Annotated in this window: 20 protein-coding genes; 10 read left to right on the top strand and 10 right to left on the bottom strand. The window is 64.9% G+C overall.

From position 1 onward, the window contains the following. Positions 1 to 27: 27 nt before the first annotated feature. The gene (locus tag CLU93_RS02905) at positions 28 to 1,086 is read right to left on the bottom strand and encodes an AraC family transcriptional regulator (protein WP_099759920.1); all 1,059 of its coding nucleotides are present in this window, start codon (positions 1,084 to 1,086) and stop codon (positions 28 to 30) included. Between the two features lie 126 nt (positions 1,087 to 1,212). On the opposite strand from CLU93_RS02905, the gene CLU93_RS02900 reads away from it, so the two are divergent. From CLU93_RS02900 to CLU93_RS02880, 5 genes are all read left to right on the top strand, one after another. Beyond that, positions 1,213 to 2,823 (top strand): FAD-binding oxidoreductase, encoded by a 1,611-nt coding sequence (locus CLU93_RS02900; RefSeq protein WP_099759919.1) that lies wholly within the window; start codon positions 1,213 to 1,215, stop codon positions 2,821 to 2,823. Further along, positions 2,820 to 4,388 carry a glycerol-3-phosphate dehydrogenase/oxidase gene (locus CLU93_RS02895; protein WP_099759918.1) on the top strand — a complete coding sequence of 523 codons (1,569 nt, stop codon included), beginning with the start codon at positions 2,820 to 2,822 and terminating at the stop codon, positions 4,386 to 4,388. Before CLU93_RS02900 ends, CLU93_RS02895 begins: the two co-directional genes overlap by 4 nt. 123 nt (positions 4,389 to 4,511) lie before the next feature. Next, a complete protein-coding gene (locus CLU93_RS02890; protein ID WP_099759917.1) occupies positions 4,512 to 4,751 on the top strand; it encodes a hypothetical protein in 240 nt (79 codons plus the stop codon). Positions 4,752 to 4,754: 3 nt separating this feature from the next. After that, on the top strand, positions 4,755 to 6,332 hold the full coding sequence (locus tag CLU93_RS02885) for an FGGY-family carbohydrate kinase (protein WP_099759916.1): 1,578 nt from the start codon (positions 4,755 to 4,757) through the stop codon (positions 6,330 to 6,332). Between the two features lie 117 nt (positions 6,333 to 6,449). Then, complete coding sequence (locus CLU93_RS02880) at positions 6,450 to 7,622, top strand: TonB-dependent receptor plug domain-containing protein (protein WP_099759915.1); 1,173 nt, start codon at positions 6,450 to 6,452, stop codon at positions 7,620 to 7,622. A gap of 222 nt (positions 7,623 to 7,844) precedes the next feature. Here CLU93_RS02880 and CLU93_RS02875 read toward each other — a convergent pair whose 3' ends face one another. The 3 genes from CLU93_RS02875 to CLU93_RS02865 all read right to left on the bottom strand — a co-directional run bounded on the left by CLU93_RS02875 (position 7,845) and on the right by CLU93_RS02865 (position 11,772). Beyond that, complete coding sequence (locus tag CLU93_RS02875) at positions 7,845 to 9,203, bottom strand: diguanylate cyclase domain-containing protein (protein WP_099759914.1); 1,359 nt, start codon at positions 9,201 to 9,203, stop codon at positions 7,845 to 7,847. Positions 9,204 to 9,490: 287 nt separating this feature from the next. Then, on the bottom strand, positions 9,491 to 10,684 hold the full coding sequence (locus tag CLU93_RS02870; RefSeq protein WP_099759913.1) for an aminotransferase-like domain-containing protein: 1,194 nt from the start codon (positions 10,682 to 10,684) through the stop codon (positions 9,491 to 9,493). 176 nt (positions 10,685 to 10,860) lie between these two features. Further along, complete coding sequence (locus tag CLU93_RS02865) at positions 10,861 to 11,772, bottom strand: DMT family transporter (protein WP_099759912.1); 912 nt, start codon at positions 11,770 to 11,772, stop codon at positions 10,861 to 10,863. A 137-nt stretch (positions 11,773 to 11,909) separates the two neighbouring features. Here CLU93_RS02865 and CLU93_RS02860 point away from each other — a divergent pair, with 137 nt between their 5' ends. The 3 genes from CLU93_RS02860 (at position 11,910) to CLU93_RS02850 (ending at position 15,789) form a co-directional block, all read left to right on the top strand. After that, on the top strand, positions 11,910 to 13,343 hold the full coding sequence (locus tag CLU93_RS02860) for an aminotransferase-like domain-containing protein (RefSeq protein WP_257224851.1): 1,434 nt from the start codon (positions 11,910 to 11,912) through the stop codon (positions 13,341 to 13,343). An 88-nt stretch (positions 13,344 to 13,431) separates the two neighbouring features. Further along, complete coding sequence (htpG, locus tag CLU93_RS02855) at positions 13,432 to 15,351, top strand: molecular chaperone HtpG (protein ID WP_099759910.1); 1,920 nt, start codon at positions 13,432 to 13,434, stop codon at positions 15,349 to 15,351. 72 nt (positions 15,352 to 15,423) lie between these two features. Then, a complete protein-coding gene (locus tag CLU93_RS02850; RefSeq protein ID WP_099759909.1) occupies positions 15,424 to 15,789 on the top strand; it encodes a hypothetical protein in 366 nt (121 codons plus the stop codon). Here CLU93_RS02850 and CLU93_RS02845 read toward each other — a convergent pair. Continuing rightward, positions 15,766 to 16,506 carry an alpha/beta fold hydrolase gene (locus CLU93_RS02845; protein WP_099764202.1) on the bottom strand — a complete coding sequence of 247 codons (741 nt, stop codon included), beginning with the start codon at positions 16,504 to 16,506 and terminating at the stop codon, positions 15,766 to 15,768. The genes CLU93_RS02850 and CLU93_RS02845 overlap by 24 nt on opposite strands. A gap of 134 nt (positions 16,507 to 16,640) precedes the next feature. On the opposite strand from CLU93_RS02845, the gene CLU93_RS02840 reads away from it, so the two are divergent. After that, positions 16,641 to 17,678 carry a hypothetical protein gene (locus tag CLU93_RS02840; protein WP_099759908.1) on the top strand — a complete coding sequence of 346 codons (1,038 nt, stop codon included), beginning with the start codon at positions 16,641 to 16,643 and terminating at the stop codon, positions 17,676 to 17,678. A gap of 2 nt (positions 17,679 to 17,680) precedes the next feature. Here the strand turns inward: CLU93_RS02840 and CLU93_RS02835 are convergent, their stop codons facing one another. The 5 genes from CLU93_RS02835 to kynU all read right to left on the bottom strand — a co-directional run bounded on the left by CLU93_RS02835 (position 17,681) and on the right by kynU (position 23,574). Then, entirely contained in the window at positions 17,681 to 18,706 is a 1,026-nt protein-coding gene (locus tag CLU93_RS02835) for a hypothetical protein (protein ID WP_099759907.1), read from the bottom strand. A gap of 2 nt (positions 18,707 to 18,708) precedes the next feature. Then, a complete protein-coding gene (locus tag CLU93_RS02830) occupies positions 18,709 to 20,775 on the bottom strand; it encodes a toxin-antitoxin system YwqK family antitoxin (protein ID WP_143451688.1) in 2,067 nt (688 codons plus the stop codon). 95 nt (positions 20,776 to 20,870) lie between these two features. Continuing rightward, on the bottom strand, positions 20,871 to 21,416 hold the full coding sequence (locus tag CLU93_RS02825) for an RBBP9/YdeN family alpha/beta hydrolase (protein WP_099759905.1): 546 nt from the start codon (positions 21,414 to 21,416) through the stop codon (positions 20,871 to 20,873). A gap of 14 nt (positions 21,417 to 21,430) precedes the next feature. Continuing rightward, complete coding sequence (gene kynA, locus CLU93_RS02820) at positions 21,431 to 22,303, bottom strand: tryptophan 2,3-dioxygenase (protein WP_257224850.1); 873 nt, start codon at positions 22,301 to 22,303, stop codon at positions 21,431 to 21,433. 20 nt (positions 22,304 to 22,323) lie between these two features. Then, positions 22,324 to 23,574 carry a kynureninase gene (kynU, locus tag CLU93_RS02815; RefSeq protein WP_099759904.1) on the bottom strand — a complete coding sequence of 417 codons (1,251 nt, stop codon included), beginning with the start codon at positions 23,572 to 23,574 and terminating at the stop codon, positions 22,324 to 22,326. A gap of 604 nt (positions 23,575 to 24,178) precedes the next feature. On the opposite strand from kynU, the gene flhD reads away from it, so the two are divergent. Beyond that, positions 24,179 to 24,496 carry a flagellar transcriptional regulator FlhD gene (flhD, locus tag CLU93_RS02810; RefSeq protein WP_099759903.1) on the top strand — a complete coding sequence of 106 codons (318 nt, stop codon included), beginning with the start codon at positions 24,179 to 24,181 and terminating at the stop codon, positions 24,494 to 24,496. The last annotated feature ends 138 nt before the right edge of the window (positions 24,497 to 24,634 follow it).

The following is a 24,634-nucleotide window of genomic DNA, read 5'->3' as shown; positions in this document are numbered from 1 at the left end:
GCGTCAAGGATGACCCGCGCACGCCTGTCAGCCGGCTTGCTTCTCCTGTAATTGCTGCAGGCGCCAGGCGCCGGGATTGGTGCCCGCCCAGACGCGGAACGCGTGGTTGAACGCGCTTTGTTCCTGGTAACCGAGCAGAAAGGCGATGTCGACCAGCGACAAATTCGGCTCGCGCAAATAATCGCGCGCCAGGCCGTAGCGGGTCTGGTCCAGCAGGGCCTGGAAGCTGGTGCCCGCGTCGGCCAGCTTGCGCTGCAAGGTGCGCGGCGTGACGGCCAGGGTGGCGGCAACGCTGGCCAGCCGCGCCGAACCCTGGCGCAAGCCCGCGACGATGGCCGCGTGCACTTGCGCCTCGATGCCGGCGCCGCCTCCCGTTTCGGCCTGGCGCTGCGCCAGCAACTGTTCCGCATGCTGGCACAGCACGGGGTACAGGCTGACGTCCGCGTTTGGCACGGGCCAGTCCAGCAATTGCGCGTCGAAGGTGGCTGTGTTGGCGGGGGCGTTGAATGCGGGCAGGCTGCCCAGCACGCGCACGTATTCGTCGCGGTGCGTGGCGTGGCGCAGCAGCTCGCCGCCGCCATCATGGGTAAACGCCAGCCTGGCCGGCGGCAGCGGCATGCCGGCCAGCCAGTCGCCGCACACCTTGACACCGGCAAAGACGCTGTCGACCAGGTGCCGGCTGGCGCCCGGGTAATTGCTGGCCCAGCGGTAATGCGCGACGGCGCCGTCGCGCTGCAGCGTCGAGCGGCCCAGGTCGTGCGCCAGCCGCTCGTAGCGGGCCGTCTGTTCCAGCGCCTGGCCCACGTTCTTGCAACTGAGCAAAATCAAGCCGTAGGCGCTGTACGTGCCCATGCGCACGCGCTGGCCCACGTGCAGGCCGAAATGCGCGTCGCCCGCCAGCTTTGCTGCCGCATCGAGCAGGCGCACGTAGTCGCGCGCGGCCAGGCTGGCCGCGGATGCTTCCAGGCTGTGCGGCGGCACGCCGGCCGCTTGCGCCAGGGTGGCTGCCGCGATGCCGTGCGCGCCGGCCGCTTCGAGCAGCGGCAGCAGATAGGCGCCGGCGACACGGCCGTCAGTACTTGTCATGATGGAACAATGCGATTGTCATGAAAAACCAATACCCTTGGCCTGCGGCGGCATATGCTGTTGAGAAGGCAAGGACAGTATAGCAAGCCGCCGTGGCGCGCAACTGGCCAAATACAGGGGATGTCAATGCAACGCTGGAATGGCTGGGGGGACGAGAGCGTCACGTACGCGCTGAGCGAGGAGGCGCTGGCATTCCTGGGCGAACGCCTGGGGCCGGGCAGCGGCATGCTCGATGCCACATTGGACGAGGCCTGCGCGCAGGTGCCCGCGTCGCGCCTGGCACCGCATCCGCTGATCGATACCGTGCCTGCCACGCGCGTGCGCCATGCGCTCGGTCAAAGCCTGCCCGACTGGTTCAAATTGCGCCACGGCCGCATCGGCGCGGTGCCCGATGGCGTGGCCTTTCCCGACAGCCCACTGCAGGTACGCCAGCTGCTCGACTACGCGCGCCAGGCCTGCGTGGCCGTGATACCGCACGGTGGCGGCACCAGCGTGGCCGGGCACCTGACGGTGGCGGCGGGGGCGCGCCCCGTGCTGGCGCTGAGCCTGCGGCGTTTGTCTGCGCTGGGCCACCTGGACCGCGAAGCGCAGCTGGCCACGTTTGGCGCGGGCGTCTACGGCCCCGACCTGGAAGCGCAGCTGCGCGCGCATGGCTATACCCTGGGCCACTATCCGCAGTCGTTCGAATATTCCACCCTGGGCGGCTGGATCGCCACGCGTTCGTCGGGCCAGCAATCGCTGCGCTATGGCCGCATCGAGCAGCTGTTCGCGGGCGGCGAGGTGGAAACGCCGTCCGGCACCCTGACGATTCCCACGTTTCCCGCTTCGGCGGCCGGCATCGACCTGCGCGAAATGGTGCTCGGTTCCGAGGGGCGGCTGGGCATCCTGACGCAGGCCACGGTGCGCATCTCGCCGTTGCCGCCCTACGAAGCGTTCCATGCCGTGTTTTTCGCCGATTGGGGCCAGGCACAGGCGGCCGTGCGGGCGCTGGCCCAGTCGCGCCTGCCCCTGTGCATGCTGCGCCTGTCGAACGCGCTCGAAACGCAAACCATGCTGACCCTGGCCGGCCACAAGAAACTGGTGGGACTGCTGGAGCGCTACCTGTCCCTGCGCGGCTGCGCGCAAGGCAAGTGCATGCTGATGCTGGGCGTCAGCGGAGAAGCGAAACCGGCGCGCGCGGCCCTGCGCGGCGCGCTGGCGCTGGCGCGGCGGCACAAGGGCGTGCACGTGGGACGCCACATGGGCGACAAGTGGAAGCAGGGGAGATTTCGCAACGTCTACCTGCGCAATGGCGCCTGGGAGCACGGCTATGTCATCGACACGGTGGAAACGGCCGTCGACTGGCCCCGCGTCACGCCCATGATGGCGGCGCTGGAGCAGGCGGGCACGAATGCGCTGGCCGCGCACGGCGAGCGGGTGCACGTGTATACGCACCTGTCGCACGTGTATGCGCAGGGCGCCAGCGTCTACACCACGTATGTGTACCGGCTGGCGCCCACGTATGAAGACAATATGGCGCGCTGGCGCAGCCTGAAAGACGCGGCCTGCGCTGCCATCGTGGCCAACGGTGGCACCATCAGCCACCAGCATGGCGTGGGCACGGATCATGCGCCGTGGCTGGCCGCCGAAAAGGGAGAGCTGGGCATCGCCGCCATGCGCGCACTGTTCCGCCAGGTCGACCCGCAGGGCATGATGAACCCCGGCAAACTGCTGCCTGACGTCGAAGGCCCGTTGTGAACCGGGCGCAGTTGCCTGGCGTGCTGGCGCGCGACTGGGACATCTTGATTGTCGGCGGCGGCATCACGGGCGCCGGCATCCTGCTGGAAGCGGCGCGGCGCGGCTTGAAGGCGCTGCTGGTGGAACAGCGCGATTTCGCCTGGGGCACGTCGAGCCGCTCCTCGAAGCTGGTGCACGGCGGCTTGCGCTACCTCAAGCAGGCCCAGTTCGCGCTGACGCGCGAATCGGTGCATGAGCGGCAAGCCTTGCTGACGGATGCGGCGGGGCTGGTCGAGCCGCAAGGCTTTGCCTTTGGCGACTACACGGGCAGGAAACCGGGGCGGCGCCAGTTCATGCTGGGTCTGGCCATCTATGACGTGATGGCGGGCCGGCGCGCGCGCCGCTATGTCGACGCGGCGGACTTTGCCATGCTGGCGCCGCACATCCGGCGCGACGGCCTGCAGGGCGGCATGCTGTACCAGGACGCCAAGACGGACGACGCGCGCCTGGTGCTGCGCGTGCTGCAGGAAGCGCGCCGCCATGGCGGCGTGGCCGTCAATTACCTGGGCGTGGAAGCGCTGCTGCGTGAAGATGGCAAGGTCGTCGGCGCCACGTTGAACGATGTGGTCAATGGCATGGCATGCACCGTGCGCGCGCGCCTGGTGATCAGCGCCACGGGCGCCTGGGCCGATGGCTTGCGCGGCCAGGTGGGAGAACAGCCGAAACTGCGGCCGCTGCGTGGCAGCCATCTGCTGCTGCCGGCCTGGCGCCTGCCGCTGGCGCAAGCCGTCAGCCTGATGCACCCGCACGATGGCCGTCCCGTGTTTGCGTATCCGTGGGAGGGCGTGACCCTGGTGGGCACCACCGATGTCGACCACGGCGCCAGCCTGGACCTGGAGCCGGCCATCACGCGCGGCGAACTCGCCTATCTGATGACGGCGCTGCGCTGGCAGTTCCCGCAGCTGGCGCTGGGCGAAGACGACGTGCTGGCCACATTTGCCGGCGTGCGCCCCGTCATCGACAGCGGCCAGCTTGACCCGTCGAAGGAAGCGCGCGAACATGCGTTATGGCTGGAACATGGCTTGCTAACGGTGGCGGGCGGCAAGCTGACGACGTTCCGCGTGATCGCCCTCGATGCATTGCGCCGCGCCGCGCCACTGCTGCCGGGCTGGCAGGCGGATTTGCGCCCCTTGCCGATCTTTGACGCAACGCCGCCCCTGTCGGGCAAGGCCTTGCTGCTCGATGGCGAGCAGCGCGCGCGCCTGCTGGGCCGTCATGGCGCGGCCGCGCAGGCCCTGTGCGATGCGGCGCACGAGGGCGAACTGGCGCCGGTTCCCGGCACGCAGACCCTGTGGGCCCAGCTGCGCTGGGGCGCGCGCAACGAGGACGTGCAGCACCTGGACGACCTGCTGCTGCGGCGCACGCGCCTCGGTTTGCAGCTGGCCGGCGGCGCGCTTGCTATCATGCCGCGCCTGCGCGCCATCTGCCAGCATGAACTGGGCTGGGACGATGCGCGCTGGGATGCGGAACAGGCGCGCTACCTGGCCCTGTGGCGCAGCCACTACAGCGTGCCGCAAGGCGAGTGAAGCAACGATAAAAACAACGATAAAAATATCAAAGAGGAGAGCATCATCGACACCACCCTGTTTGGCCAGCCTCTGGCGCTGGGCGACGCCCGCATCACCTATGACAGCCTGTCGCCGCTGGACTTGCGCCAGAGCGTAGAGCTTCTCGTCGACGATCTGGGCGAAGACCTGCTGCAAATCACGTGCGCGAATGGCGACATCGTCGACGTGGGCTGGTATCCGGCCTGGAACGAACAGGGCCGCTTGCGCGTGGTGGCCGTGCGCGGGCAGGACTGGGAAGCGCCCGTCTTCAGCGCGCAGCCGGAAAAAGATCCGCAGGCGCTGCTGGCCGCGCTGCGCGCTGCGCTGGCCAGCGTGGCATAAGCGATGGCCAGCGTAGCGGGCAATGGCCCGTATATCCTCTCCATCGACAATGGCACGCAAAGCGTGCGCGCGCTGCTGTTCGACCGGGACGGCAACCTGGCGGCGAAGGCGCAAGTGTTCCTCGAAGCGTATTACTCCGAGCACCCCGGCTGGGCCGAGCATGACGCCGATGGTTACTGGCAAGCCGTGTGCGAAGCCTGCCAGCAGCTGTGGCGCAGCACGGACATAGCCAAGTCCTCGGTGGCCGGCGTGGCCGTGACCACGCAGCGCGGCACGGTGGTCAATGTGGATGAACATGGTGTCCCCCTGCGCCCCGCCATCACCTGGCTGGACCAGCGCAGCACGCGCGATATTCCGCAGTTGGCGCCATGGTGGCGCGCGCTGTTTCGCGCCACGCGCCTCGATGGCACGATCGCCTACTTCCGCCGCGAGGCCGAAATCAACTGGATCAGAGCGCACCAGCCCGACATCTGGCGCCGCACGCATAAATTCCTGCTGCTGTCGGGTTTCCTGAACCACCGCCTCTGTGGAAAGTATATCGATTCGACCGGCTCGCAAGTGGCGTATATCCCGTTCGACTACAAGCGCCACGCCTGGGCCGGGCGCTTCGACTGGAAGTGGCAGGCTCTTGCTGTTAAACCATCGATGCTGCCCGAGCTGGTGACGCCGGGCACGCGCATGGGCGCCATCACCAGGGCGGCCGCCGCAGCGACGGGCATCCTGGAAGGCACGCCGCTGCTGGCGGCCGCCGCCGACAAGGCGTGCGAAGTGCTGGGCGCGGGCTGCGTCGAACCGCATGTGGCTTGCCTGAGCTACGGCACCACGGCCACCATCAACACGACCAACCGCAAGTACGTGGAAGTGACGCGCTTCATCCCGCCGTATCCGGCCGCCATGCCGGGCGCCTACAGCACGGAGGTGCAGATCTTCCGCGGCTACTGGATGGTCAACTGGTTCAAGGAGCAGTTCGGCGACCGCGAACGGGCGGCTGCCGCCGAAGATGGCACGGGCTTGTCTGCCGAAGCGCTGTTCGACCGTTTGGTCGACGCCGTGCCGCCCGGCTCCATGGGCTTGATGCTGCAGCCGTACTGGAGTCCCGGCATCAAGGTGCCTGGCCCGGAAGCGAAAGGCGCCATGATCGGCTTTGGCGACGTGCACACGCGCGCGCACATGTACCGCGCCATCCTCGAAGGCCTCGCGTATGCACTGCGCGAAGGCAAGGAGCGCATCGAGCGGCGCAGCGGCATGGCGATTACGGAGCTGCGCGTCGCGGGCGGCGGCTCGCAAAGCGACGCGGCCATGCAGCTGACGGCAGACATCTTCGGCTTGCCCGCCGCGCGCGCCCACGTGTATGAGAGTTCGGGCCTGGGCGCGGCCATCGCCGCAGCCGTGGGCCTGGGCTGGCATGCGGATTTTCCCGCCGCCGTGCAGGCGATGACGCGCAAGGGCAAGGTATTCCAGCCGCATCCCGAGCACCGCAAAATCTACGAACAGCTGTACCGGCGCGTGTACCAGAAAATGTATGCGCGGCTGCAGCCCTTGTACCGCGAGATCGCCGACATCACAGGCTATCCGGAATAACTAGCCATTAAATCGTATTGCGAATCATTCGCATTCGATATATGATGTGTTCCGCATTTCACTAAGGCAATTTATCCCGGTGACTGCGGCGCGCAGCGCCCTGCGTGGGCGGCAGCGATGGCTGACAAGGCTGACAAGGCTGATGCCGTGCAGATGCCCGCCATCAGCGTGTTTGGCGACGCCATCAGCGCCGGCACGGCCGGGCGCTCGTACATCAACAGCGCCGACATCGAACGCCAGCAGGCCGACAATGTCGCCTCCTTGCTCGGCACCCTGCCAGGCGTGGACCTGGCCGGCACGGCCCGTCCCAGCGGCCAGAGCCTCAATATCTGGGGCTTCAATAAAGTCCAGGATGTGAAAGTCATCCTCGATGGCGTGCCCAAGGGCTTTGAAAAATACCGTCAGGGCTCCATCTTCATCGAGCCGGAACTGATCAAGCAGATCGAGGTGAACAAGGGCGCGCATACGAGCTTGTATGGCAATGGCGGTTTCGGCGGCGTCATCACGGTCGAGACCAAGGATGCGCAAGACTTGCTGGAAGGCGGCGAGAAAGTGGGCGCCATGCTGAAGTATTCGCGCCATTCGAACAATGCTGAAAACGACGCCACCGTGGCCGTTTACGGCCGCACGCAAGATGGCCGCTTCGATGCGATGGCCTTTACCACGCAGCGCAAGTCCGATGATTTGCGCAAACCCGATGGCAAGCCATTCCGTTTTTCTGCCATCGACGCGCCATCGAGCCTGGCCAAGCTGAATATCCGCCTGACGCCGGAGCAGCTCTTGACCCTGACGGCGATGAAGAGCGGCAGCACGGGCTGGGGTCCGTTCGCCGCCATGGGCGAGGACGTGCCCACGCCGACCGAGGCGGAAATCAGGAAGTACGGGCTGGAAGAAGCGTGGCAGCGCAAGGCCGTGTACCGCGACCAGGACGACGACACGTATTCCGTGAAGTGGCAGTACGCGCCGCAGAACAATCCATGGATCAAGCTGACGGCCAGCGCCGGCTATTCGCACACGGACCAGCATGACAAGCGCCTGCCATCGGCTTCGCTGGGTTCCTATCTGGGTTCGCTGGGCAACGAGAGCTGGGCGTCGTACGTGGACCGCATTTTTGAGGTGCGCAATGAGAGCGTGTTTGCGACTGGCGCCGTGTCGCACGTGCTGCAAACGGGCCTGCAGTGGCACAAGAACGTGCGCGATACCCTGATGTACTACCCGTCGTCGACGGCGCTGAAGGATCCTAGCTACAACTACGGCTACTTCCAGCCTTACTACATGCTGCGAAGCTGAGCGTGTCGAGAAAATTTTGATTCGCGTTGAGAATGGCGGGCCGGAGACGCGGGCCTGAGAAAATGCCGATGGCGGCGTTGCAGCTTCCTTGCCGTACTGGCGTACTGTCTGCGTCGCTGCGCCTTGCCCTCGACATTTTTCAGGCCCGCTTGGCCCGGGGTGCCTTTGCGTGGGGCGTGGGCCTACTCTATGTTTGCTGCGTGTTGCGCTGAATTTCAAACCTTAACGTAACACTAATGCCTTGACCGTTTTCCAGGCCGTGCTGTTCGAGTGCGTGACGCGAACCTGGTTGCGGCCCCCTTCTTTGGCCACGTACAGGGCGCGGTCGGCGGCGACGAACAGCGCTTCGCGGTCGTCCGGCTGGTGCGGGATGATGGTCGCCACGCCGATGCTGACCGTGATCCACGGCGAGGTGGCGGAGCGCGGGTGCGGCAGATGCAGTGCTTCGATGTGCAGGCGGATGGTTTCGGCCAGATGCAGGGCGCCGTCGGCATCCGTGTCGGCGCACAGCATGACGAATTCCTCGCCGCCGTAGCGGGCCGCCAGGTCGCCCGGGCGGGCGGCGTGCGAGGCGATGGCTTGCGCCACCTGCTGCAGGCAGCTGTCGCCGGCCGGATGGCCCAGGCTGTCGTTGTACAGCTTGAAGTGGTCGACGTCGAGCACCACCAGCGACAGGGCGCCGCCGCTGCGCACGGCGCGCTGCCACTCTTTTTCCAGGAAGCTGTCGAAATGCCGGCGGTTCGCGATCTTTGTCAGCGGATCGAGATAGGCGGCGCGCTGCAGCGCGTCTTCCGACTGCTTGTGGTGCGTGATGTCGTGCAGCAGGCCGATATACAGGGGCTGGCGCAGATACATGGGCGTCAGCGTCAGGTCCATGCTCAGCGCCGCGCCATTGCGGTGGCGGATCACCACTTCGCGCGTGCCGTGGTTGTGCGCCGTCTCCGGATTGGCTGCGTACATGCTGAAGTAATCGAGGTATTCCTGCGTCACCAGGGGACTGAGCAGTTCAGCGATCGAGCGTCCGGCCAGCTCGTTTTCGCGGTAGCCCAGGTACTGGTCACAGGCCGGGTTGGTGTACTGGATGCGGCCATCGGCTTCGATGATCAGCAAGCCCTCGGCCATGTTGTTGACGATGGTGTGCAGGCGCTCGGCCTGCTCCTGCTGGGTTTCATTGCTGCTGCGGATGTGCAGCTGGGCGCGCACGCGCGCGCACACTTCGGCCATGCGCAGCGGCTTGTTGATGTAATCGACGGCGCCGCAGTCGAAGCCGGCCACCACGTCTTCCGTTTCCGTCCTGGCGCTCATGAAGATGACGGGGATGCCATGCGTCAGCGGGTGCTGCTTGAGGCGGCGGCACGTTTCGATGCCGTCCATGTCCGGCATCAGCACATCGAGCAGGATCAGGTCGGGGCGGGCGCGCTGGGCGATCGCCAGCGCCCGTTCGCCGGACGTGGCGACATAGGTTTGATAACCCTGTTCGCTCATCAGCTTGCGCAGCAGCTCAAGGTTGGCCGGCGCATCGTCGACAATCAAAATGGCGGCGTTGCGCCGCTGGGAATGCTCCACACTGCCTGAACTCATTGCTTCCGGCCTTCTCGATGTACTCTGCGCTGCCAGCGTTTGCTGCATTTTCCGTGATGCTGACCGGGTTCATTTGGATACAGCGGTCAAATCATACCGCCTTGCCAATTTCTTGGGTGGAAAAATCGATGCTGTGGCAGGTGGTGAATATTATTCTTATGGTATTTTTAAGAATAAATACACGCAGTTGCTGCCGTGAAGGCGGCATTTGGGCGGAGAGAGGCGTGCCCGTTGGCGCTGGGGCAGCAGTGACACGCCCCGCGGCAGGCGGGGCGTGGAGAGTGCCATTACATTTTTGCGGCGATCAGTTTGCCCAGGATGGCGATGCCCTCGCGGATGCGTTCCGGCGGCACCGTCACGAACGACAGGCGCAGCGTGTGCGTGTCCGGCGTGTTCGCGTAGAACGGCGCGCCCGGCACGAAGGCCACCTTGTTGGCGATGGCTTCATCGAGCAGTTTCATCGCATCGATGTGCTTCGGCAGGGTGACCCAGATGAACATGCCGCCTTCCGGCTTCGTCCACGTGACGCCGGCCGGGAAGTGCACTTCCAGCGCCGACAGCATGGCCTGGCACTGGTTGCCGTACAGGCTGCGGATGCTGGGGATATGGCGCTCCAGGAAGCCATCCTTGATCACTTCATGCACCACCATCTGCGTCAGCTGCGAGGTATGCAGGTCGGCCGCCTGCTTGGCCAGTTCCAGGCGGCGCACCAGTGGCGTCGGCGCCACCACGTAGCCGAGGCGGATGCCGGGCGTGAGCACTTTCGAGAACGAACCCATGTAGATCACGCCATCGGGATTCATGTTGATCATCTTCGGATACGGCTCGCCGCTGTAGCTCAGGGCGCCGTACGGATCATCCTCGATCAGCGGCAGGCCGTGGCGGGCGCAGGTTTCCACCAGTTCCACGCGGCGCGCCACGGACAGGCTGCGGCCCGTCGGGTTCTGGAAGTTTGGCAGCGCGTACAACAGGCGCGCGCCATCGGCGACGGGGTCGATCGACGACGGCACCAGGCCTTCGTCATCGGTGTCGACGGAAACGAATTCGGGACGGTAGACGGAAAACGCCTGCAGCGCGCCCAGGTAGCTGGGGGTCTCCACCAGTACGCGGCTGCCTTCGTCGATCAGGACCTTGCCCAGCAAGTCGAGCGCTTGCTGCGAGCCGGACGTCATCAGCACTTGCTCGGGCAGGATGGTGCTGCCATTGATCGAGAGCGAGTCGGCGATCCACTGGCGCAGCGGCAGGTAGCCGTCGGTGGGGCCATATTGCAGGGCCACCTTGCCATTGTTCGACAGGACCTTGTCGAAGGCGATTTTCATTTCTTCCACGGGGAAGGTGGCGGGCGAGGGCAGGCCGCCGGCAAACGAGATGATCTCGGGACGCTGCGTGATCTTCAGGATTTCGCGGATGAACGAGCTTTGCAGCTGTTCCGCGCGTTCGGCAAAGCGCCATTGGATCGGATTCGGATTTTCAATTTTCATACGAGTCTCACAGAAGATGCCGAGCTGCGCCGGCTGGATTTGTTGGCCCGCTTGTGGCGGTGCATGCGCAAGCGGCGCCGGATAGGCGTCGCCATGGTGCTGCGGTATTGTACGGCCTGCACGCCGCTCTGCCCATCCGCGCGCGCAAGGACGTTGCAAATGGGCGTCAGGGAGCCTTACTTCAGCTTGCGTCCGATGGCCACCACGGCGATCACGGCGCCGGCAAACAGCAGGCTTTCGCCCGTCAGGGGTTCGTGCAGCAGCACGGCCGCGCCCAGCAAGGTGAGGAAAGGCTGCAGCAACTGCGTCTGCCCCACGCGCGCCACGCCGCCCAGCGCCATGCCCCGGTACCAGAAAAAGAAGCCGATAAACATGGAAAACACGGAAATATAGGCAAAGCCCAGCCAGGCCGCACTGCTGGCCTGCGCCATCAGCGCGCGCTGCGGCCAGGCGTTCCACAGCACCACGGGCAAGACAAAAGGCACGGCCAGCAGCAGCGCCCAGGAAATCACATGCTGGCCCGGCATGGCTTGCGCCAGGCGTCCCCCTTCGGCATAGCCGAGTGCCGCCAGCAGCACGGCGGCAAAGATCAGCCAGTCGGCCAGATGGAAGCTGCCGCCGCCCTGGCGCAGCGCGAACGCCACCACCAGCGCCGTGCCGAGCAGGGCTATCAGCCAGAACCCCGCCGATGGACGTTCCTTGCCGCGCAGCACGGCAAATACGGCCGTGGCCAGCGGCAAAATCCCCACCAGCACGGCGCCGTGCGAGGCAGGCAGGCTGCGCATGGCGATCGACGTCAGCCAGGGGAAGCCCAGCACGCAGCCCAGCGAGACGAGTGCCAGCGGCAGCCATTGTTCGCGCCGCGGCAACGGCGCGCGCTGCTGCCATAGCCACAGTCCGGCCAGGCAGGCGGCTACCAGGGCGCGGCCCAGGGCGACAAAGGTGGGGTCGAGTTCGGCCACCGCCAGGCGCGTGAAGGGCAGGGTCAGGCTGAAGAGGGCGACGGCGATCAGGCCCAGCAACAGGCCTGCGCGGTCGGCGCCGAGGCGCGGGAGGGAGCTGGGGGAGGTGGTGGCGGGCGATGGCATGGCTGTCCTGGTACGGGTGGTGTGGAAGAAAGACGGGCAGATGTGGATGAATCCGCCCGGTACTGCTATCCTAGGGCTCAATAGCAATACAGTACAAGTACACTTCTACGCATAATTTCACATACTGTCATGGTCATATGAGCAATACACTCGCCTCTCCGTCCCTACCCTTGCTGTCGCGCGCCTCGGGCGAAACGCTGATCGACCAGATCGTGCGCTCGCTGGCGGCGCGCATCGACGACAAGCTGCTACGCGGCGGCGCGCGCATGCCTTCGATCCGCCAGTGCGCCGCCAGCCTGGAAGTGTCGTGCGCCACGGTGGTGGCCAGCTACGACAAGCTGGTGGCGCGCGGCTACCTCGAATCGCGGCGCGGCGCGGGCTTTTTCGTGCGCGAGCGCTCGCCGCTGAACGCGCCGGCGCCGCCCGCTGGTGCGCAGGATGCGGCGGCGCAGCCGATGGACGTGGTTTGGCTGATCCGTAACATGTTCCGCCAGACGCCGGTCATCCCCGCGCCCGGCTCCGGCACGCTGCCCGCCGAGTGGCTCGATGGCGACCTGGTGGCGCGCGCCCTGCGCGACGTCAGCCGCCAGCCCGGCAGTTTGCTGCTGGGCTATGGCGCGCCGCAGGGATTTCTGCCGCTGCGCCAGCAGTTGCAGCTGAAACTGGCGGGGCTGGAAATCGCCTGTCCGCCCGAGCAGATCGTCACCACGGTGGGCGTGATGCAGGCGCTGGACCTGGTGGCGCGCGAGTTTGTCCGCCCTGGCGAGACCATTTTTGTCGACGATCCCGCGTATTGGCTGATGTTTGGCGCCTTTGCCGCTATGGGCATGCATGTCATCGGCATCCCGCGCCTGGGGGATGGCCCCGATATCGCCGTGCTGGCCGAGCTGGCGGCGCTGCACCGTCCCAAGCTGTATGTGATCAACTCGGTGCTGCACAACCCCAGCTCGACGTCGCTGTCGGCGGCCAAGGCATTCCAGGTGCTGCGCCTGGCCGAACAGCACGATTTCCTCATCGTCGAAGATGATATCTATTGCGACATGCACCCGGGGGGCGCGGTGCAGCCGGCCACGCGCCTGGCCGCGCTGGACCAGCTGCGCCGCGTGATCTATCTGGGCGGCTTTTCCAAGAGCCTGGCGGCGAACCTGCGCGTGGGCTTCATCGCCACGTCAAAGGAGCGGGCGCAGCGCCTGGCCGACCGCAAGATGCTGGCCACCTTGACCACCAGCGACATCGGCGAGCGCGTCGTGTATAAAATCCTTTCGCAGGGCCTGTACCGCAAGCATGCGGAGCGCCTGCGCGCGCGGCTCGACAAGGTGCGCGAGGGAACGTACCGCAAGGTCGAACAGGCGGGTTTGCGCTTCGATCCTGCGCCGGCCGGCATGTTCGTGTGGGCCGATGCGGGCCGCGACACGAATCTGCTGGCCGAAAAGGCGCTGGCCGAGGGGCTGGTGCTGGCGCCGGGCAGCCTGTTTTCGCCGCGCCAGCTGCCGTCGACCCGCATGCGCCTGAATCTGGCCACGGTGCAGGACCCGCGCGTCTGGGATTTTTTGGGCCGCGCACTGGGATAAGGCACCGAGTGAAACGGGGGCCTTGAAATCGCTTATATAATCCCCAACTCCGTAGCATCCGTCCCATCCACAAGACTATGAGGTAAAAATGGCTGTCTCCGAAAAGCAAACCCTGGGTTTTCAGACCGAAGTGAAGCAAATGCTGCACCTGATGATCCATTCCCTGTACTCGAACAAGGAAATCTTCCTGCGCGAACTGATCTCGAACGCGTCCGACGCGGCCGATAAATTGCGCTTCGAAGCGATCGATAACGACGCCCTGTACGGCAACGATCACGAATTGAAGATCAAGGTCGGCTTCGACAAGGATGCGCGCACCATCACCATTTCCGACAACGGCATCGGCATGACCCGTGACGAGGCGATCTCGCACCTGGGCACCATCGCCAAGTCGGGCACCAAGGAATTCTTCGGCAAGCTGTCGGGCGACCAGCAGCAGGACGCGGCCCTGATCGGCCAGTTCGGCGTGGGCTTCTATTCAGGCTTCATCGTCGCCGACAAGATCACCGTCGAAACGCGCCGCGCCGGCGCGGACGCGTCCGAGGGCGTGCGCTGGGAATCGGCCGGCGAAGGCGATTACAGCATCGAAACCATCGAAAAAACGGGCCGTGGCACGGACATCATCCTGCACCTGCGCGAAGGCGAGGACGAATTGCTGTCGAGCTGGAAGATCAAGTCCATCATCCGCAAGTACTCGGACCATATCTCGCTGCCGATCGTGATGCAGAAGGAAGAGTGGGACGAAGAGAAAAAAGAAACCGTCCTGAAAGACGAATTCGAAACCGTCAACCAGGCCAGCGCCCTGTGGGCCCGCAACAAGGCCGACATCACGCCGGAACAGTACGACGAATTCTACAAGCACGTCTCGCACGACTTCCAGTCGCCGCTGACGCACACGCACAACCGCGTGGAAGGGCGCAGCGAATACACGCAACTGCTGTACATCCCGGCCAAGGCGCCGTTCGACATGTGGGACCGCAACAAGCGCGGCGGCATTAAGCTGTACGTCAAGCGCGTCTTCATCATGGACGATGCCGAGCAGCTGATGCCGACCTACCTGCGCTTCGTGCGCGGGGTGATCGACTCGGCCGACCTGCCGCTGAACGTGTCGCGTGAAATCCTGCAGGAATCGCGTGACGTCAAGGTGATTCGCGAAGGCTCGACCAAGCGCGTGCTGGGCATGCTGGAAGAACTGGCGAATGCGGACGAGCAGGACAAGAAGGACAAGTACGCCGTCTTCTGGAAGGAATTCGGCCAGGTGCTGAAAGAAGGCATCGGCGAAGATGCGGCCAACAAGGAACGCCTGGCCAAGCTGCTGCGCTTTGCCTCGACCGCCAACGACAGCGACGCGCAAATCACCTCGTTCGCCGATTACGTGGCGCGCATGAAGGAAGGCCAGGACAAGATCTATTACGTCACGGCCGACAATTACGCTGCCGCCAAGAACAGCCCGCACCTGGAAATCTTCCGCAAGAAGGGCGTCGAAGTGCTGCTGCTGACGGACCGTGTCGATGAATGGATGCTGTCGTTTATCCAGGACTTCGAAGGCAATGAACTGGTTTCCGTCGCCAAGGGTGGCCTGGACCTGGGCGCGCTGGAAGACGAGGCGGAAAAGAAAGAGCACGAAGAAACGGAAACTTCGTACGCCGACCTGGTGGGCAAGATGAAGGCCGTGCTGGCCGACAAGGCCAAGGACGTGCGCGTGACGTTCCGCCTGACCGATTCGCCCGCCTGCCTGGTGGCCGATGAAAATGAATTGTCGGGCAACCTGCTGCGCATGCTCAAAGCTGCGGGCCAGAGCGCGCCGGAATCGAAGCCGATTCTGGAAATCAATCCGAACCACCCGCTGGTGACGCGCCTGAAATACGAAGATGCGCAAGGCGGCAAATTCGGCGACTGGGCCAACATCCTGTTCGACCAGGCCATGCTGGCCGAAGGCGGTTCGCTGGCCGACCCGGCCAGTTTTGTGAAGCGTCTCAACGAGTTGCTGCTCAATACGGCGAAGTAATCGTCTTGCTGTCGACGTAATCAAGCCGGCCCTTTCCTCGTGAAAGGGCCGGCTTTTTCTTTAAGGAGCAGCATGAAAATCCGCTGGATGGCGGGCCTGGGCGTGCATGCGCTGGGCTGCCTGCTGTTTATTGTGTTGAGCTGGCTGGGTTTTTTCCTGTACACGCAGCTGTTCGGCAGCCTCGGCTCGCGCGGCGTGGCCGGTGGCCTGGCCCTGCTGCTGGTGTTTTATGTGCATGCGGGCACGAATCTGCTGCTGGCGCTGCTGCCGCCCGGCTGGTGGAAGCCTGCGCTGTGCGGCTTGCTGGGCGCGGCGGTGCTGGTGTATCTGCTGCCGCAGCATCCGTTGCGGGCCATCTACTTCAGCGTGCTGTCGGGTGGCTTGAGCTGGCTGGCCGTGCTGGCCAGCGCGCGCTTAATCCGGTTCCTGCGCGGCTGACAGGCCCGCGAGAAAAGCGGCGACGGCCTCGGCGGCCGCTGCCGGCGCCGCCTGCAGCAGCATGTGTGGCGCGGCGATGTCGACCAGTTGCGTGCCGGGCGCCTGCCGCAGTATTTGCTGGGCGTTTGCCGGCGGCACCAGGCGGTCGTGGCGGGCGCGCAGATACAGCACGGGCAGGCTGCCGCGCGCGAAGCTGGGCGAGGCGTCCTTTTCCCGTATTTCCAGCACGGCGCGCAGGCGCTGGCGCAGCACGCTGGGCGGCACTTGCGCCAGCGCCGCTGCCAGTTCCGCCTGCAGTGGCGGCGTGGCGTAGGGCGTCAGCAATGCCTGGCGCAGGGCGAAGCCGGGCAGGGCGCCAAAGGGGATCAAGTCCAGCAGGTGGCGCAGCGGTGCCAACAGCGGGCGCGGATTGCGCACGAATGCACAGCACAGTATCAGCGCGCGCATGCCGGGCGGCGGATCGGCGCGCAAAGCTGCCCCCAGCGGTCCCGAAAACGATTCGGCCAGTACGACGAAAGGGCGGTCCTGCGGCAAGCGTTCGCGCACGAACGCTTCCAGCGCCGCATAGTCGAGTGGTGCGGCCGGATAGGCGATGGCCTGGGTCTCGATGGCGGTCTGTGCGCGCAAGGCGGCGTCAAAACGCTGGAATAGCCGGGCCGTGCCATCCATGCCGGGCAGGAGGACAAGCAGTGTTGGGGCGGGGGAAGAGATCGTCATTGCGGCCATCATAACAGCGGCCTCGGCGCACACGCCGTCCGCCAGCCGCAGGGCATGGGGGCTGGTGCCATGCTAGAATCGCCGGCGCGCCATGCGTGGCCGTAATCGCGGTCAAATCCCCGACAGACAGAATCATGCATATCATTTTTTCGAATTACCGCACCCTGGGCGGCGTCTTGCTGGCAGCGGCCTGCGTCCTTTCTCAGCCTGCCGGCGCCAAGGCGGCACCCTCGGCGCCGGCCGGGAAAAGCCTGTCCTCGCTGCTGGCCGGCGGCCCTTTGCCGCGCCTGAGCGAAGACCCGCAAGTGCGCGCCGCGCTGTTCGATTTCTTCGGTTATGCGCGCGGCAGTTACACGGAAGACGATGAATTGCTGCTGGCGCAGGCGCTCGAAGCGATCAGCGAAAAGCGCGACGCCACGCGCACCGCGCTGGCCGATGGCCGCCAGTTGCTGGCGTCGATGAATGACCGCAAGCAGGGCCGCGAACGGGGCGCCATGCTGCTCGACAAGCGCGGCGTCATCCTCGCCTTTGGCCTGGTCAACGGACATTGCCGCCTGGAGGGCCAGCCGCTGGCGAAAGTCTGCAATCCCGATCCGAATGCGGTGCTGACGGTATTCCACCGCAAGGGCATGCTGGTCGGCGACGCGGCGCCCTTGCTGGCCTGGGCCCGGCAATTGCCGCCCATGCTGGCGCTGATCGCGGGCGACAAGGAAGCGGGCGCCGATGGGCAGAAGATCGCCACGGTCGAGTATGTGCTGGCGCAGCCTGCCTTGCCGGGCTGGAACCGCGCCCAGCTGCCACCCACCTATCCGCCGGCGCTGTTGCCGCTGCTGCTAGATAAATCCACGGTGCTGACGTCGGCCGGCGCCGGCGTGTTTGCCTATCCGCTCACCTTGAAGGGCAAGAAACAGAACAATGTGCTGGACCACGCCGAAGGCCGCCCGCCGCGCGACCTGGAAGTGGCGCTGCGCAGCTATGCCAGCTTCGATGCGGTGGTCGAGCGCTACCGCCAGCTGGCCAAGGGCGCCAGGCTGCAGCGCAATGAGCGCACGGCCTACCTCGATGGCAACATGGGGCAGGGCAGCTACCGCGTCTACATCCGCAACACGGGCGCCGATGGCGTGATGATCGACGTGGCGCTATGGCAGCGCAAGCTGGTGGCCGGCCGCTGATTTTAGCCAGGGCGCGCCTCTTCGTAGCCCAGTTGCACCAGCTGCGCGGCGATGGCGTCGTCGCGTGTTTTCCTGCCGGTGCGCAGGCGCGCATGCGTCAGGGACGCGGGCAAGCCGTGCGCCAGCAACGCGTCGATGTCGAGCATGGTCTCGGATGCCGACAGCTGGCGCAGGGCCGGCAAGGTGGCAAGGCCGGGCAGGCTGTCGAGCGTCTTGCAGGTGTGCAGGTTCAGGCGTTCGAGCACGGGATTGGGACCCAGCGCGATGTGCCGCAGCTTGATCTGGTCCTCCACCCATAGTGCCTGCAGCAGGGGGAAGCGGCCAATATCGCCCAGCGTTTCCAGGCCGCGCACGCGTATCACTTCCAGTTTTCTCAACAGCGGCGCCTCGATGTGGGCGATCGATTCGCGGCCACCCAGCTGCAACAGCAGCCTGTCCAGGCGGGCCATCTCCGAGATAAAATCCAGCGCTACCTTGTTCTTGATGCGGTACAGCGACAGCTCGTGCAGCGCCGGCAGGCTGGCCAGGGTGTCGATATGCTGGCTGTGGCCCTCGATGGCCAGGCTGGCCAGGTGCGCGTAGTGGCGCAGGGGAGCCAGGTCGATATTGTTCCTGGCCGATTCGCCCAGGTTCAGGTATTCGAGGCCGCGCAAATTGTCCAGCTGCAGGATGTCGGCTTGCGCCAGCTCGTACACGCCCAGGCTCAGGCGCTTCAGGTGGCGCAGCTCGCCCAACGCTTCCAGATGGATGGCTTGCCGGTGGCAGTCGATGGACAGGCTGGCCACATGCGGCAGCGCGCGCAGGATGCGGGCATCGAACACCTTCGGATCGTAACCGTAGATGCGGATGGTCAGCGCCGAGCCGCAGCTGGCGGCCAGGGCGTCGAGGTCGGCCAGCAGCGGCCCCGGCTCGCCCAGGGTATTGAACTGCACCAGCACCTGCTGGCCGCTGGCGATGGCGGCGCGGATCGCCCCGGCGTCGATGCGCTCGGGGTTCTGGATGCGCTGCGGCTGTCTTGTTTGCGTCATGCTCACAGTCCTATCGGATAGTCGACTTTCCTGGGTGGAGGGCAGCCTTCCGGCCCCGGGAACGTCTGCTTGCCCGTGTCGTCGTAGCGCTTGCCGCACTCGACGAGCACGCGTTTGCGGAAGGTGTAGATGCTGGCCACCTTGCCGTTCGGGTGGTAGCAGATATTGTCGCCATCGCGGTCGGCCGAGGCGTAACTGATCATCGACTCGCCGTTGACCGTGCGCGTGCTGTGGCCGCTGCGCGGCTCCGTGCATTTGAGCTGGCCGCCTGGATAATACGCGTTGAAGACGGAGGTGTCGGCGGCGCGGTCGACCAGCAATTCGTCCTTGCGCTTGCCGTCCGGGTAGTTCGAATAGCCTTCCTGGCGCTGGCCGTACTGGAAGGCGTAGTAATACTGCGGCTTGCCGTCCGGGTAGTACATGTGGTGGTATTCGCACACGTCGTCGCGCGTGCTGCCGTACTCCTTGAAGGTGCAGCGGTGGATGTCGTTCATCAGCTGGCCGTCTGCATAGTATTCGCGCAGGTGCGTGAGCAGGCGGCCCTGGTCGATGACGGCCAGGCGTTCCGGCTTGCCGCTCGGGTAGTAGCGCGCGTCCAGGCCCTGCTTCTTGCCCTTGTCCCATAGCGTGTCGAGGCGCAGGATCTTGCCGCTGTCGTCGAACGCCTGTTCGCGCCCATCGAGCTGGCCGTCGCGGTAGGCGGCCGTGTAGACCGCGTATTCCTTGCCGGCCGGGCCCAGATAGCGCGTGCGCGTGCCATCGAGCACGCCCGCCTGGTAGTGGTCGCGCTGGCGCAGCGCGCCACTGGCGTCCGTGTCGAGGGCTTCGCCCTGTTTTTTGCCTTGCACGAAAGTGACGCTTTGCGTGACCTTGTCCTTGAGCTTGAGCTTCCACGGCCCGTCGCGCAAGCCGTCGATGAAGCTGCCGTCACCGTCTTGCGTGATCCATGCGCCATGGCGCGTGCCGTTGACGTAGTTGCCGCGCGTTTGCAGCTTGCCGCCCATGCTGCGTTCGTGCGGGCCGTTCAGCTGGCCGCCCGCGTAGGTGTCGAAACCCGTCACTTCCTCTGCATCGGCATAGTTCTCGACCGTCCAGCGGCCTTCGCGCTTGCCGGCCCGGTACATGCCGCTCTCGCTCTGCCTGGGATAGTTGAAGGACCACAGGCCTTCCTGCAGGCCGTTGACGAAATGGCCTTTTTCGCTGCCTTCATGCATGCCTTCGCGTACCCACAGTCCCTGGCGCTTGCCTTTCACGTACTGGCCCCGCTCGACGACCGAGCCGTCGTCCCAGGCCAGGCTGTAGATGACGGACGGGCCGTCTTCGCTGCCCGTGAATTGCTGCGGCGCCGTTTCCCACGTCACTTGCCACAGGCGGTAATTGGGCAGGATGCCGGCGCCCGCATCGCTGTACAGGGTGTAGCTGGCGGTGAGAAAACGCTCGCCTTTTTTCTGGAAGGTTTTCTTGTAGGTGATGGCGTCCTTGCCGCCGGCTGCCACGGGTTTGCCGTCATCGCTGTAGTAGCCGACGATGGTGCCTTGCGTATGGTTGATGGCGTCGACCTCCGCATTGCCGCTCTTGCCGCGCGCGACGCTGTAATCCATCGGTGCCAGTTTCGCCAGCGCCGCCTTGACCTGGCCCGCATTGGGGGCGGCGCTTTGCGCCACGATGCGGTTCAGGGCCGGCTGCAAGCCGTCCAGGCGCCGGTACTTGCCGGAGCTGCGGTGGTAGCGGTAGGCGCGCAAGCCGTTCTTGTCACCCTGGCGGAACAGCACCAGCATGGTTTGCACGCTGTCGTCCGTTTCCTTGTCCAGCGAGGCGTAGAAGACGGAGCGGATGACGGCGTTGCCGAACTGGTCGAGCAAAATGGGCTTTGAATTGCTGCTTTTGCACTCGCAGTAATAGCCGTTGATGCCTTCTTTTTCCTTGAGAAAGGCGATGTCGAAGCCGCTATCCTGCGAGGCCGTGATGGCGGGATGGGCGAGGCTCTTGCCTTCGTAGAAGGGCGCACCGTGGGCGAGGGCGGAGCAAAGCAGCAAGGACAGAAGAACTGGCAAGAGCGGACGTTTCATCGTGGGGCAGGCGCCGGGGCGCCGCTATGGAAAGGCCACGATTCTGCCTGTGTTCTTAGTTGTGGGCAAATGCGGACCTATCGTGCGCGCCCCGTTCAGGCCTGCTGCGCGGCGCAAAAATCGAGCAGCAGCTGTTCGCCGTCCGGCCAGGGGCCGTAGCCGGCGTCGCCGTTGATATGGCCGGCGTCGCCGATCATGGTGAAATCGCTGCCCCAGGCGCTGGCAAACGCGCGTGCCCGCGCGAAGCTGACGTAGGGATCATCGCCGCTGGCCACCACCAGACTGGGAAACGGCAAGGCGTGCAGCGGCATGGGCGAGAAACCCGTGGTGCCGGCGGGGTAGGAGGGCGCTTCCACATCGCTGGGGGCGACCAGGAAGGCGCCGGCGATCTTGTGCGGTGAACCGCTGGCCGCCCAATGGGCCACCAGCGCGCAGGCCAGGCTGTGCGCCGCCAGCACGGGCGCTCGCTCGCAGGCGGCGATGGCGCGGTCGAGCTCCGCCACCCATTCGTCCTTGTCCGGCGTCTGCCATTCCCGGTGCGGCACGCGCGACCATTGCGGGTGGCGTGCTTCCCAATGGGTTTGCCAGTGCTGCGGCCCGGAATTCCACAGGCCGGCCAGGGTCAGGACCAGAGGCGACATCGATGCTCCTTAAGTTATAACTCAGTGCGCAGGGCGAATAACTCGGGGAACAATACCACGTCGAGCATCTTGCGCAAATAGCTCACGCCCGCCGTGCCGCCCGTGCCCGTCTTGAAGCCGATGATGCGCTCGACCGTCGTCACATGGCGGAAGCGCCAGAAGCGGAAGGCCGTTTCCAGGTCGACCAGCTTTTCCGCCAGCTCGTACAGGGCCCAGTGTTTCGACGGGTCGCGGTAGACTTCCAGCCACGCCGCCTTGACTGAGGCGTCGGATGCGGTCGGCAGGGTCCAGTCGGCGTCCAGGCGCTCGGGCGCGATGGGCAAGCCGCTGCGCGCCAGCAGCTTGACGGCTTCATCGTAGACGGACGGTGCGCGCAGGGCCGCGTCGAGCACCTGGAAGGTGTCGGGAGCCGTCGTGTGCACGTTGAGCAGGGCGGCGTTCTTGTTCCCCAGGATGAATTCGATCTCGCGGTACTGGAACGACTGGAAGCCGGACGAGGCACCCAGGTAGGGCCGGATGGCCGTGTATTCGGGCGGCGTCATGGTGGCCAGCACGTCCCAGGCATGCACCAGCTGGTCCATGATGCGTGCCACGCGGGCCAGCATTTTAAAGGCGGGTGCCAGGTCGCCGCTTTGCAGGTTGGCGCGCACGGCGTGCATTTCGTGCAGCATCAGCTTCATCCACAATTCGCTGGTCTGGTGCTGCACGATGAACAGCATTTCGTTGTGGTTCGGCGACAGCGGATGCTGCGCCGTCAGGATGCGGTCCAGCGCCAGGTAGTTGCCGTAGCTCATCGATTCACTGAAATCCATTTGCGCGCCATGCCATTCGGCACCTTGCTGGGCGCCCGCATGCATGGGGCAGCCGCTGCTGTTTTCTTTGCTCATGGTGTTTTCCTGGTCCAGGTTCAGGTGACGGCATCGCGCTTGGCGGCGATGTCGTAGGCGAGTGTGTCGAGGATGTCGCGCAGGATCTCCACGGCATCCCAGACGTCGGCAAAGCTCGTGTACAGGGGCGTGAAGCCGAAGCGCATGATGGCCGGCTCGCGGTAGTCGCCGATCACGCCGCGCGCGATCAGCGCCTGCATCACGGCATAGCCGTGCGGGTGCGTGAAGCTGACCTGGCTGCCGCGCCGCGCATGCTCGCGCGGTGTGACGAGGCCCAGCGGATGGCTGGCGCAGCGCTGCTCCACCAGCGCAATGAACAGATCGGTCAGGGCCAGCGACTTGCGGCGGATCGCTTCCATGCTCGTTTGCGCAAAGATCTCCAGGCCGCATTCGACCAGGGCCAGCGAGACAATCGGCTGCGTGCCGCACAGGGCGCGGGCGATGCCGTCGGCCGGCGCAAAGCCCGGGTCCATGGCGAACGGTGTGGCGTGACCCCACCAGCCGCACAAAGGCTGGCGGAAGCGCGCCTGGTGTTTTTCCGGCACCCAGATGAAGGCGGGCGAGCCGGGGCCGCCGTTCAGGTATTTATAGGTGCAGCCGACGGCCAGGTCGGCGCCGGCGCCGTTCAGGTCCAGCGGCACGGCGCCGGCCGAATGGGCCAGGTCCCACAGTGCCAGCGCGCCTTGTGCGTGGCAATGGCTGCTGAGGGCGGCCATGTCGTGCTGGTAGCCGGTACGGTAGTTGACGTGCGTGAGCATGGCGACGGCGCAATCGGCATCGATGGCTTGCGCCAGTTCCTCGGGGCTGTCGACCAGGCGCAACTGGTAGCCGCGGTCGAGCCAGGCGGCCAGGCCTTGTGCCATGTACAGGTCGGTGGGGAAGTTGCTGCGTTCGCTGACGATGATGCGCCGGGCTGCCTGCGCGGGATCGCTGGCCTGCATCTGCAGGGCGGCGGCCAGGGCCTTGAACAGGTTGACGGAGGTGGTGTCGGTGATCACCACTTCGCCAGTCTGCGCGCCGAGCAGCGGCGCCAGGCGGTCGCCCAGGCGCTTGGGCAGGTCGAACCAGCCGGCCGTATTCCAGCTGCGGATCAGGTCGGTGCCCCATTCGGCCGTGATGACGTGCTGGGCACGGGCCAGGGCCGCTTTCGGCCGGGCGCCCAGGGAATTGCCGTCGAGGTAAATCACGCCTTGCGGCAAGTCGAATTGCTGGCGCAGGGGTGCCAGGGGGTCGTCGAGATCGCGCGTGCTGCAGTCATGTCGAGAAATCATGGAGGCTTTCATGTTGAGATTTGCATTAATGGCACGATATTGCTTGAGGTCTAAAGTATCGTGCGGAAGCAGGCAGTGTAGCAAATCCGCGCCAAAAAGCGGTATTTCCGCCTGGGATGAGGGGTGGAAAGTGCCGCCCTGTGGGGCGTCAACGAAAAAAATCACGATTTTTTTAAAATATTTTCAAATCGCCCTAAAGTTCTGCGATTCACCGCCGTCAACGATTACATGAACGGCGTCACGCCGCCAAAAAGAACGCAGGTCTTTTAAATATTTTCGAAAAAGCCCTAAAGTTCCTGTCAAGGCAGCCGTTATCTAGGTAAGCAGACTTGATCTTGGTCAAGTTGTTGTAAAGAAGTGATATTTTTTACAGGCATGAAGCCGGGTAAATCCCCTTCAATGCCCACCTCCCGCATCCGCGCCGTTACTGGCGTGCGACCATGATCGAGTAGTGTTTGTCAGACAAACACCTACGGTCCTGCCCGCCATTTCCCGACCAAAAATACAGTCCTTCGCCTCTGTTGCGTTTGATGTTGCTCCTGCAGAATGTATCTCACTGGCAACAGACAACGCCAGCTGAATTCAACGGATTGAGGAGATGGAAATGACTGCTAACGACATGATGGCTGAGATTCGCGACGCTAACCTGAGCTACCTGATGCTGGCCCAGCAAATGATTCGTGCGGACAAGGTAACGGCCATCTTCCGTTTGGGCATCGCCGCTGAAATCGCCGAATTGATCGAAGGCATGAGCAATGCGCAGATCCTGAAGCTCGCTGGCGGCAACATGATGCTGGCCCGCTTCCGCTTCGACGACAGCGCCATCCTGGGCATGTTGACGAACTACAATAAAGACCGCTCGCTGGCCCAGTCGCATACGGCCATCCTCATGGCCGGCCAAGGCGTCGAAGAAATCGCTTAAGGTTCCCATCAAAACGTCCATGGCGGCGTTGCATTGCCTCGCCGTACATTCGTACTGTCTTCGGCAACGCGCCTTGCCCTGAACATTTTGCTGGCAACCTTGTTAGGCAGTATCAGTCAGTATCGGTAGTCAGTATCA

The organism is Janthinobacterium sp. 35 (genome assembly GCF_002754575.1).
Classification (GTDB): domain Bacteria; phylum Pseudomonadota; class Gammaproteobacteria; order Burkholderiales; family Burkholderiaceae_D; genus Janthinobacterium; species Janthinobacterium tructae.
The sequence above is the reverse complement of the archived record's forward strand: the minus strand, read 5'-3'. Positions and strand labels throughout refer to the sequence as shown.